The following is an 8,909-nucleotide window of genomic DNA, read 5'->3' on the forward strand; positions in this document are numbered from 1 at the left end:
GATGGCGATCGGTTCGAATTTGAACAAAGCCTGACCATGAATGATGGAGACGCGCATGCCGAGCACCAGCCCGAGCACGACCGCCGCCACCGCCCCCGCCGGCCCGGACCGGTTCGCACCCGGACCGGCGGCGACCTCCCCGCACGCCTACGACGCAGGCCTCCTGCTGCTGCGCCTCGCCCTCGGCCTGACCATGGCCGCGCACGGCAGTCAGAAGCTCTTCGGCTGGTTCGGCGGCGGCGGTATCGACGGGACCGGTCAGTTCTTCACCATGAGCGGCTACCCGGCCGGTGACGCCATGGCCGTCGTGGCCGGCCTCACCGAGGCCCTGGGCGGGCTCGCCCTGGCCGTCGGCCTGCTCACCCCGCTGGCCGCCGCCGCGATCGTCGGCACCATGGTCAACGCGATCGCCGTCACCTGGGGCGGCGGGTTCTTCGCCCCCAAGGGCAGCGAGTACGAACTGCTGCTCACCGCCGGCGCCGCCGCGCTCGCCCTCACCGGACCGGGCCGCTACGCCGTGGACCGCTTCCTGCCCGTGCTGCGCTCGCACCGGCTCGCGTACGGCGCGTCCGCCGTCGTGGTGGGCCTGCTGACCGCCGGTGTCATCCTGCTGCTGCGCAAGTGACGCGAGGCCGGATGATCCGGCCGCAGCCCCCGGTGGCCGGTAGCTAGGACGCCCCCCCCCGAGCGGCCGTCGTGACGAGGAGTCAATCCCGTTGCGGCGGCCTTCGCGCTGTCCGCGTGCGGCCGTCGAAAACTCGTCGGCACCCGAGGGTTCCCACCGTCATGTGATGTATGCCATTGTACATGTCACACTCCCCACCGTGCGCACGACGGAGCCTCCCCAACGGCGCCGTCGCTACGGTCCTCACTCCCGTACGGCCGCACCCCCCAGCGCGGCCGAAGATGGCCCGGAGGCCCCCACGTGAGAACCGCTCCACCGATCCAACGTGCGCAGATAGCACGGCTGTTGACGTTCGCCATGGCGATGCTGCTGGCGCTCGGCCTGTTCACCCCGCGCAGCGCGGCCGCCCCCGTCCCGGCCGCGCCGAAGCCCGACGCCGCCCCCGCCGCATCGACCGCCCCGGCCCCCCAGCCGGCCATCGGCGCCGACCTCGACGAGCACGGCGCCAACAAGGCCGTCCCCGCCCGCGACCGCGCCCCGCTGATGCTCACCGCCGAGGCGCAGCAGAAGTCGGTCAAGTCCCTCGGTCAGGGCGCCGTCGCGGCGCAGGCCGCGGCCTGCAACATCGGCGACTTCACCAGCCGGACCGGCAGCGCCCTCGTCCAGCAGATCAAGTCCGTCGACATGAACTGCGTCAACCAGCTGTTCACCATCACCGGCACCGACGCGTACAACGCGTTCCGCGAGGCCCAGATGGTGACGGTCGCCAACGCGCTGCGCGACGCGGCCGCGGCCTACCCCGGGAACAACACCACCGCCACCGGCCAGCTGGTGCTCTTCCTGCGCGCCGGCTACTTCGTGCAGTGGTACCACCCCGCCGATGTCGGCACCTACGGCACCACCCTGCAGACCTCCATCCGCGGCGCCCTGGACACCTTCTTCGCCGGTGCCCACGCATGGGACGTCACCTCGGACAACGCGTCCACCCTGGGCGAGTCCGTCATCCTGATCGACAGTGCGCAGGAGAACACCCGCTACCTCCCGGTGGTCAAGCGGTTCCTGACGGACTACAACAGCGCCACCTACAACCCGGTCGGCATGGGCAACGCGCTCAACGGCGTGTTCACCATCCTGTGGCGCGGGCACCAGAACCCCGCCTTCGTCACGGCCGTCCAGGCCGACCCGAGCGTGCTCGACACGCTGTACAACTTCGCCTCCGCCAACAAGTCCCAACTCGGCGGCGACTACGGCTTCCTGGTCTACAACGCGACCCGCGAGCTCGGCCGCTTCGTCCAGTACGCCCCGCTCAAGGGCAAGGTCCGCCCGCTCATCAAGGCGCTGGCCGACCAGTCCTCGGTCTCCGGCCCCACCGCCTACCAGTGGGCCGCCGTCGCCGAGATGGCCGAGGCGTATGACGCCGGCAACTGCTCCTACTACGGCACCTGTGACGCGCCCGCCCGCCTCAAGGCGGCGATCCTGACCGTCAACTACACGTGCAGCCCGAGCATCCGGATCATCGCCCAGGCCCTCGACAGCGCCAAGCTGAACACCGCCTGCACCAGCCTCACCGGCCAGGACGCGTTCTTCCACTCGGTGGCCCGGGACACCGGCGCGGTCGCCAACGACCGGAACACCACGATCGAGGTCGTGGTGTTCCACTCCCGGTTCGACTACGGGGTGTTCGCCGCCAGCATCTACGGCATCGACACCAACAACGGCGGGATGTACCTGGAGGGCGACCCGACCGCGGCCGGCAACCAGCCGCGCTTCCTCGCCTACGAGGCCGACTGGGTGCGTCCGGACTTCGAGATCTGGAACCTCAACCACGAGTACACCCACTACCTCGACGGCCGGTTCGACATGTACGGCGACTTCAACGCCGGCATGACCACGCCGACCGTCTGGTGGGTCGAGGGCTTCGCCGAGTACGTCTCCTACTCCTACCGGAAGGTGACGAACGACGGCGCGATCGCCCAGGCGGCCAACCACACCTACAGCCTGAGCACCCTCTTCGACACCGCCTACGGCGACCAGGACCGGGTCTACCGCTGGGGCTACCTGGCCGTCCGCTACATGCTGGAGAAGCACCGCGGCGACATGGACGCGGTGCTCGCCAAGTACCGTGCGGGCGACTGGAACGGCGCCCGGACCTACCTGACCACCACCATCGGCACCCGCTACAACGCCGACTTCGACACCTGGCTGACGGCCTGCGCCAACGGCGCCTGCGCCGACACCACCACCACGCCCGGCAACCAGGCCCCCAAGGCCGCCTTCACCACCGCCGTCGGCGAGCTGGCGGTCACCTTCGTCGACCGCTCGACCGACGCGGACGGCACGATCGCCGCGCGCTCCTGGAACTTCGGTGACGGCTCCGGCTCCACCGCCGCCAACCCGACCAAGGTCTACGGCGCGGCCGGCACCTACACCGTCACGCTGACCGTGACGGACGACAAGGGCGCCACCGCGAGCACCAGCCAGACGGTCACCGTCTCGCGCCTGCCGGAGTGCGCCGGCGCCGACGTCCGCCAGCTCGACAAGAACTGCCGCCGCAGCAACATGGCGGCGACCACCGGCAACTACGCCCACTTCTACCTGTACCTCCCGGCCGGGACGAAGCAGCTGAAGCTCACCAGCGGTGGCGGCACGGGCAACGCCGACCTCTACTACAACGCGAGCGGCTGGGCGTACACCAACGCGTACACCTCCCGCTCCACCAACGCCAGCAACAACACCGAGACCCTCACCATCACCAACCCGCCCGCCGGCTACGTCTTCGTGAGCCTCTACGCCCAACAGGGCTTCAGCGGGGTGGACATCAAGGCCGAGTACTGATCCGGCCCCTGACCGAGCGGCCCCGGCGGAGCGCAGCCAGCGCCCCGCCGGGGCCTTCGGCACGCCCTGCGCCCGGCCGGGGCCCGGTGCGGCCTACTCGCCGATCCGCACCAGTGCCAGGGTGATGTTGTCCGGCCCGCCCGCCTCGATCGCGGCCTTCCAGAGGTCGAAGACCGCCTGCCCGTCGGCCCGTTCCGACTCCTCGTCCGGCCGGGCGAGCAGCGCGGACAGCTCCTCGTCCGGTACCGGGTCGGTGAGCCCGTCGCTGCACACCAGGTAGCGGTCGCCCGCCGCCAGCGGCGCGCTGCGCACGTGCGGTTCGACGAAGGTCAGGCCCAGCGAGCCGCCGAGCGTCTGGGTGACCAGCGAGGTGGTGCGCCGCCCGGGCGCGAGCGGCGGGCTGTCGTCGATGCTGACCCGGTGCAGGCCGTCCCCGGCGACCCGGTAGACCCGGCTGTCGCCGACGTTGAAGGTGATCGCCTGCTCGGGCAGCAGCACCAGGCCCGCCACCGTCGTGCCCATCGCGGCCAGCTCCGGGTCGTCGGCGGCCGCCGCGAACACCGCCCGGTTGCAGGTCTGCAGCGCGTCCCGGACGGACTCCTCGCCGTCCAGTCCGGGCCCGGCCGCCGCCAGCCGCCGGGCCACCAGTGCGCTCGCCACCTCACCGCCGGGGTGGCCGCCGAGACCGTCCGCCACCGCGACCACGCAGGGCGGTCCGAGCGGGAACAGCAGGCTCTGCGGGTTGGTGGTGACGGTGGCGCACAGCGTCCACGGCCCGACCGTCAGGCTGTCCTCGTTGTGCTCCCGCACCAGGCCCTCATGGCTCAGCGCGCTCACCGCGATATAGGCCGCCATCGGTTCGCCGCCCTTCCGGAGCTCCGGGCCGGCCGTCCCTGCCCTCCCATTGTCGCGTCCATCCGCCCGGTCCGTCCTGGGCGGGCGGCGGCCGATCCGGCCGGCGGGGAATACCGGCGGGCATCACGGTGCTAAGGTGGTTGAAACTTTGACGATCTGGCCCGATAGTCAGGCCGCCCGATCGTCCGGGCCGTCCCGTCCACCCGGGGCGCCCGGATCGCCCGGAAGCAACTGGAGCGTGGTGAGCAGCATGCAGTTCGGAATCTTCACCGTCGGCGACGTCACCCCCGACCCCACCACCGGCCGCACCCCGACCGAGCACGAGCGGATCAAGGCCATGGTGGCCATCGCCCGCAAGGCCGAGGAGGTCGGCCTGGACGTCTTCGCGACCGGCGAGCACCACAACCCGCCGTTCGTGCCGTCCTCGCCGACGACCATGCTCGGCTACATAGCCGCGCAGACCGAGCGCATCATCCTCTCCACCTCCACCACCCTGATCACCACCAACGACCCGGTGAAGATCGCCGAGGACTACGCGATGCTCCAGCACCTCGCGCAGGGCCGGGTGGACCTGATGACGGGCCGCGGCAACACCGGGCCGGTCTACCCGTGGTTCGGCAAGGACATCCGCCAGGGGATCCCGCTCGCGATCGAGAACTACGCGCTGCTGCACCGGCTGTGGCGCGAGGAGTCGGTGGACTGGGAGGGCCGCTTCCGTACCCCGCTGCAGTCCTTCACCTCCACCCCGCGCCCGCTGGACGGCGTCGCGCCGTTCGTCTGGCACGGCTCGATCCGCAGCCCGGAGATCGCCGAGCAGGCCGCCTACTACGGGGACGGCTTCTTCGCGAACAACATCTTCTGGCCCAAGGAGCACTTCCAGAAGCTGGTCGGCCTCTACCGCGAGCGCTACGCCCACTACGGCCACGGCACGCCCGAGCAGGCGTACGTGGGCCTCGGCGGGCAGGTGTTCATGCGGCGGAACTCGCAGGACGCGGTACGGGAGTTCCGCCCGTACTTCGACAATGCGCCGGTCTACGGGCACGGGCCCTCGCTGGAGGAGTTCACCGAGCAGACCCCGCTGACCGTGGGCAGCCCGCAGGAGGTCGTCGAGAAGACGCTGACCTTCCGCGAGTCCTTCGGCGACTACCAGCGCCAGCTGTTCCTGATCGACCACGCCGGCCTGCCGCTGAAGACCGTGCTGGAGCAGCTGGACCTGCTCGGCGAGGAGGTCGTGCCGGTGCTGCGCGAGGAGTTCGCCAAGGGCCGCCCGGCCGGCGTCCCGGACGGGCCGACGCACACCGCCCGGGTGGCGCGGCAGGCCGGGCGCGAGCTGCTGGAGGTGGCGGAATGACCGCGCTCAGACTGGTCGTCGTCAGCGCCGGGCTGTCCAGGCCGTCCTCGACCCGCCTGCTGGCGGACCGGCTGGCGGCGGCGACGGTCCGTCGGCTCGGCGAGGACGGGCGGCAGGTGGAGGTCACGGTGGTCGAACTCCGGGACCTCGCGACCGACATCGCGAACAACCTGGTGACCGGTTTCGCCGGCGGCGCGCTCCGCGGGGCGGTCGAGGCGGTGACGGAGGCGGACGCCCTGATCGCGGTGACACCGATCTTCACCGCCTCGTACAGCGGCCTGTTCAAGTCCTTCTTCGACGTGATCGAGCAGGACGCCCTGGCGGGCAAGCCGGTGCTGATCGCCGCGACCGGCGGCACCGCCCGCCACTCGCTGGCCCTGGAACACGCCGTCCGGCCGCTCTTCGCCTACCTGCGGGCGGTCGTGGTGCCGACCGCGGTCTATGCGGCCACCGACGACTGGGGCGCGGCGGGGGACGGTCACACCGGCGCCCTGCCGGCCCGGATCGACCGCGCGGCGGGCGAGCTGGCCGCGCTGCAGGCCGGCCGCGGTCCGCAGGCCCCGGCGCAGCCGGAGGCCGTGGTCCCGTTCGCCCGGCAGCTGGCGGCCCTGCGGGTCTGACGGCGGCGGGTGGCATACGGAGGGGGCGGGCCCGCGGGCCCGCCCCCTCCGGGCGTCCGGGTGCGGCCATGACGCTCCGCCACCCGTTCGGCGCCCGGTGACGGCCCTCCGCCGGGGGCCGAACGGGTGGCGTGTTGGTCGTGCCTAAATATCCGCTATGCGGTGTAATCGGCGGCATGATCAGATCGCCGTCGGTCCGTCGCGCCCGGTCCCTCCCGGTCGCGCGCCCCCGACGGACCGGGTGCCCCGGGTGAACCTGCCGCGGGAGACCGCGCGCCCGCCCCGCCCACCCGGCCCGCGAGCGGCCACTTGGCAGGCAGGCCGCGGGTCGGGCCGATCCGACCCGGCGGCTGCGAGACGCCGCCAGGCCCGACGGCGAGCGGCGGCCGCCACGTCGGCGGCGACGCCTCCGCGGGGAGCGGCCGGATCCCCGCCGGCCGCCGCGAACAGGCCTCCTGACCACCCCTGGAGTCATCGTGTCCGCTGAACCGCAGGCCGTCCTCGCGCCGCTCACCAGCGCCGCCGTCTTCCTCGTGCTCACCGTCGACCCCGGTGGCGAGCCGGCGGTCCGCGAGCTGCTGCCCGACCTCGCCGGGCTGCGCCGGGCGGTCGGCTTCCGGGCCCCGGAGGGCGGGCTGACCTGTGTCACCGGCATCGGCTCCGCGGCCTGGGGGCGGCTCTTCGGCGGCCCCGCCCCGGCCGGGCTGCACCCCTTCCGGGAGGTGGCCGGCCCGCGCCACCGCGCCCCGGCCACCCCCGGTGACCTGCTGCTGCACATCCGGGCCGCCCGGATGGACCTCTGCTTCGAACTGGCGGGGCAGCTCACCGGGCGCCTCGCCGGGGCCGCCACCGTGGTCGACGCCGTCCACGGCTTCCGCTACTTCGACGACCGCGACCTGCTCGGCTTCGTCGACGGCACCGAGAACCCCGAGGGCCGGGCCGCCGAGGCCGCCGTGGTCGTCGGCGAGGAGGACGCCCGGTACTCCGGCGGCAGCTACGTCATCGTCCAGAAGTACCTGCACGACCTCGACGCCTGGAACGCCCTCCCGGTGGAGCAGCAGGAGCGGGCGGTCGGCCGTACCAAGCTCACCGACATCGAGCTGGACGACGCGGACAAGCCGGCCGACTCGCACGTCGCCCTGACCGTCGTCACCGGACCGGACGGCGAGGAGCGGCAGATCATGCGCTACAACATGGCGTTCGGCTCCTTCGGCGGGGGAGGCGAGTTCGGCACCTACTTCATCGGCTACTCGCGCACCCCCGAGGTGACCGAGGAGATGCTGCGCAACATGTTCGAGGGCAAGCCGCCCGGCGGCCACGACCGCCTCCTCGACTTCTCCACCGCCGTCACCGGCGGGCTCTTCTTCACCCCGGCCGCGGGCTTCCTGGACAGCCCGCCGCCCCCGCCCGCCGGGTACTCCGCTCCCGCTCCCGCCCCCGCCGCCGCTCCCGTCTCCGACGGCTCGCTCGCCATCGGCAGCCTGAAAAGGACCCGCACACCATGACCAACCTGCACCGCGACCTCGCCCCCGTCTCGGCCGCCGCCTGGGCGGAGATCGAGGAGGAGGCCCGGCAGACCTTCAAGCTCCACATCGCCGGCCGCCGGGTCGTCGACCTGCACGGACCGGACGGCGCCACCCTCGCCGCCGTCGGCACCGGCCATCTGACCGGCATCGACCCGCCAGTCGAGGGCGTCGTCGCCCGCGCCCGCGAGGCCCGGCCGCTCGTCGAACTGCGGGTCCCGTTCACCGTCGACCGCGCCGCCGTCGACGACGTCGAACGCGGCTCCCGCGACTCCGACTGGCAGCCGGTCAAGGACGCAGCCCGCACCCTGGCCCTGGCCGAGGACCGCGCCATCTTCGAGGGCTACCAGGCCGCCGCGATCGAGGGGATCCGCGCGGGCGCCACCAACCCGCCCATCCCGCTCCCCGCCGACGTCCGCGAGTACCCCACGACCGTGAGCCAGGCCCTCACCGCGCTGCGCCTGGCCGGTGTCGGCGGCCCCTACTCGCTCCTGCTCGGCGCCGACCCGTTCACCGCGGTCAGCGAGACCAGCGACCACGGCTATCCCGTCGCCGCCCACATCGCCCGCCTCCTGGACGGCGAGATCATCTGGGCCCCGGCCATCGAGGGCGCCTACCTGCTGTCCACCCGCGGCGGCGACTTCGAGCTCTTCCTCGGCCAGGACGTCTCGGTCGGCTACCTCTCCCACGACGCCGGGTCGGTGTCGCTCTATCTCCAGGAGTCGATGACCTTCCGCCTCTACACCGGCGAGGCCGCCGTGGCCCTCGGCGGGGGCTGACGCCCGCTCCACCAGGCGAAGGGTACTGAGTTCCTTTACGCGGGGTACTGAGTGCCGTATTGTCTCCGGTGAGCCTCTGACGCCAGTCGAAGAGAGCCGACACGGCATGCCGGTCCAGGTGGCGCCTGCGGTATCGCAGGGCGTGGCCGGGCCGGACTTGGCACTCAGTACCCTCGGCATGACCTGAGGCCATGGACCAGTGCACCCGTAACAGGAGAACCGCTCATGAGCTTGAGGATCGTTGTCTGTGTGAAGCACGTGCCGGACGCGACGGGTGACCGTCGTTTCGCGGACGATCTCACCACTGACCGGGAGGGTGTG

Annotated in this window: 7 protein-coding genes and 1 pseudogene; 7 read left to right on the forward strand and 1 reads right to left on the reverse strand. The window is 72.3% G+C overall.

What is annotated here, in order from left to right; translation table 11 throughout:
• Positions 1-55: 55 nt before the first annotated feature.
• Positions 56-625 (forward strand): DoxX family protein, encoded by a 570-nt coding sequence (locus tag ACGFZP_RS03985; RefSeq protein ID WP_392928262.1) that lies wholly within the window; start codon positions 56-58, stop codon positions 623-625.
• Between the two features lie 357 nt (positions 626-982).
• On the forward strand, positions 983-3,460 hold the full coding sequence (locus tag ACGFZP_RS03990; protein ID WP_392928346.1) for a collagenase: 2,478 nt from the start codon (positions 983-985) through the stop codon (positions 3,458-3,460).
• Between the two features lie 93 nt (positions 3,461-3,553).
• On the opposite strand, the gene ACGFZP_RS03995 is transcribed toward ACGFZP_RS03990, so the two are convergent.
• Positions 3,554-4,315 (reverse strand): PP2C family protein-serine/threonine phosphatase, encoded by a 762-nt coding sequence (locus tag ACGFZP_RS03995; protein WP_392928264.1) that lies wholly within the window; start codon positions 4,313-4,315, stop codon positions 3,554-3,556.
• Between the two features lie 250 nt (positions 4,316-4,565).
• Between ACGFZP_RS03995 and ACGFZP_RS04000 the strand changes: the two genes are divergently transcribed.
• The 5 genes and pseudogenes from ACGFZP_RS04000 to ACGFZP_RS04020 all read left to right on the forward strand — a co-directional run.
• Positions 4,566-5,666, forward strand: a complete 1,101-nt coding sequence (locus ACGFZP_RS04000) for an LLM class flavin-dependent oxidoreductase (RefSeq protein ID WP_392928266.1) — start codon at positions 4,566-4,568, stop codon at positions 5,664-5,666.
• Entirely contained in the window at positions 5,663-6,286 is a 624-nt protein-coding gene (locus tag ACGFZP_RS04005) for an FMN reductase (RefSeq protein WP_392928268.1), read from the forward strand. Before ACGFZP_RS04000 ends, ACGFZP_RS04005 begins: the two co-directional genes overlap by 4 nt.
• Positions 6,287-6,762: 476 nt before the next feature.
• A complete protein-coding gene (locus tag ACGFZP_RS04010; protein WP_392928269.1) occupies positions 6,763-7,791 on the forward strand; it encodes a Dyp-type peroxidase in 1,029 nt (342 codons plus the stop codon).
• Positions 7,788-8,588 carry a family 1 encapsulin nanocompartment shell protein gene (locus ACGFZP_RS04015; RefSeq protein ID WP_392928271.1) on the forward strand — a complete coding sequence of 267 codons (801 nt, stop codon included), beginning with the start codon at positions 7,788-7,790 and terminating at the stop codon, positions 8,586-8,588. The genes ACGFZP_RS04010 and ACGFZP_RS04015 overlap by 4 nt, the downstream gene beginning before the upstream one ends.
• 225 nt (positions 8,589-8,813) lie before the next feature.
• A pseudogene (locus ACGFZP_RS04020) lies at positions 8,814-8,909 on the forward strand (electron transfer flavoprotein subunit beta); the annotation flags it as partial.

This window comes from Kitasatospora sp. NPDC048239 (assembly GCF_043202015.1).
Taxonomy (GTDB): Bacteria; Actinomycetota; Actinomycetes; order Streptomycetales; family Streptomycetaceae; genus Kitasatospora.

Bases quoted from the DNA above. Each gene is read 5' to 3' on its own strand.
- ACGFZP_RS04005 (WP_392928268.1), top strand. From the start codon at position 5,663: ATGACCGCGCTCAGACTGGTCGTCGTCAGCGCCGGGCTGTCCAGGCCG.
- ACGFZP_RS03990 (WP_392928346.1), top strand. From the start codon at position 983: ATGGCGATGCTGCTGGCGCTCGGCCTGTTCACCCCGCGCAGCGCGGCC.
- ACGFZP_RS04000 (WP_392928266.1), top strand. From the start codon at position 4,566: ATGCAGTTCGGAATCTTCACCGTCGGCGACGTCACCCCCGACCCCACC.
- ACGFZP_RS03985 (WP_392928262.1), top strand. From the start codon at position 56: ATGCCGAGCACCAGCCCGAGCACGACCGCCGCCACCGCCCCCGCCGGC.
- ACGFZP_RS03995 (WP_392928264.1), bottom strand. From the start codon at position 4,315: ATGGCGGCCTATATCGCGGTGAGCGCGCTGAGCCATGAGGGCCTGGTG.
- ACGFZP_RS04015 (WP_392928271.1), top strand. From the start codon at position 7,788: ATGACCAACCTGCACCGCGACCTCGCCCCCGTCTCGGCCGCCGCCTGG.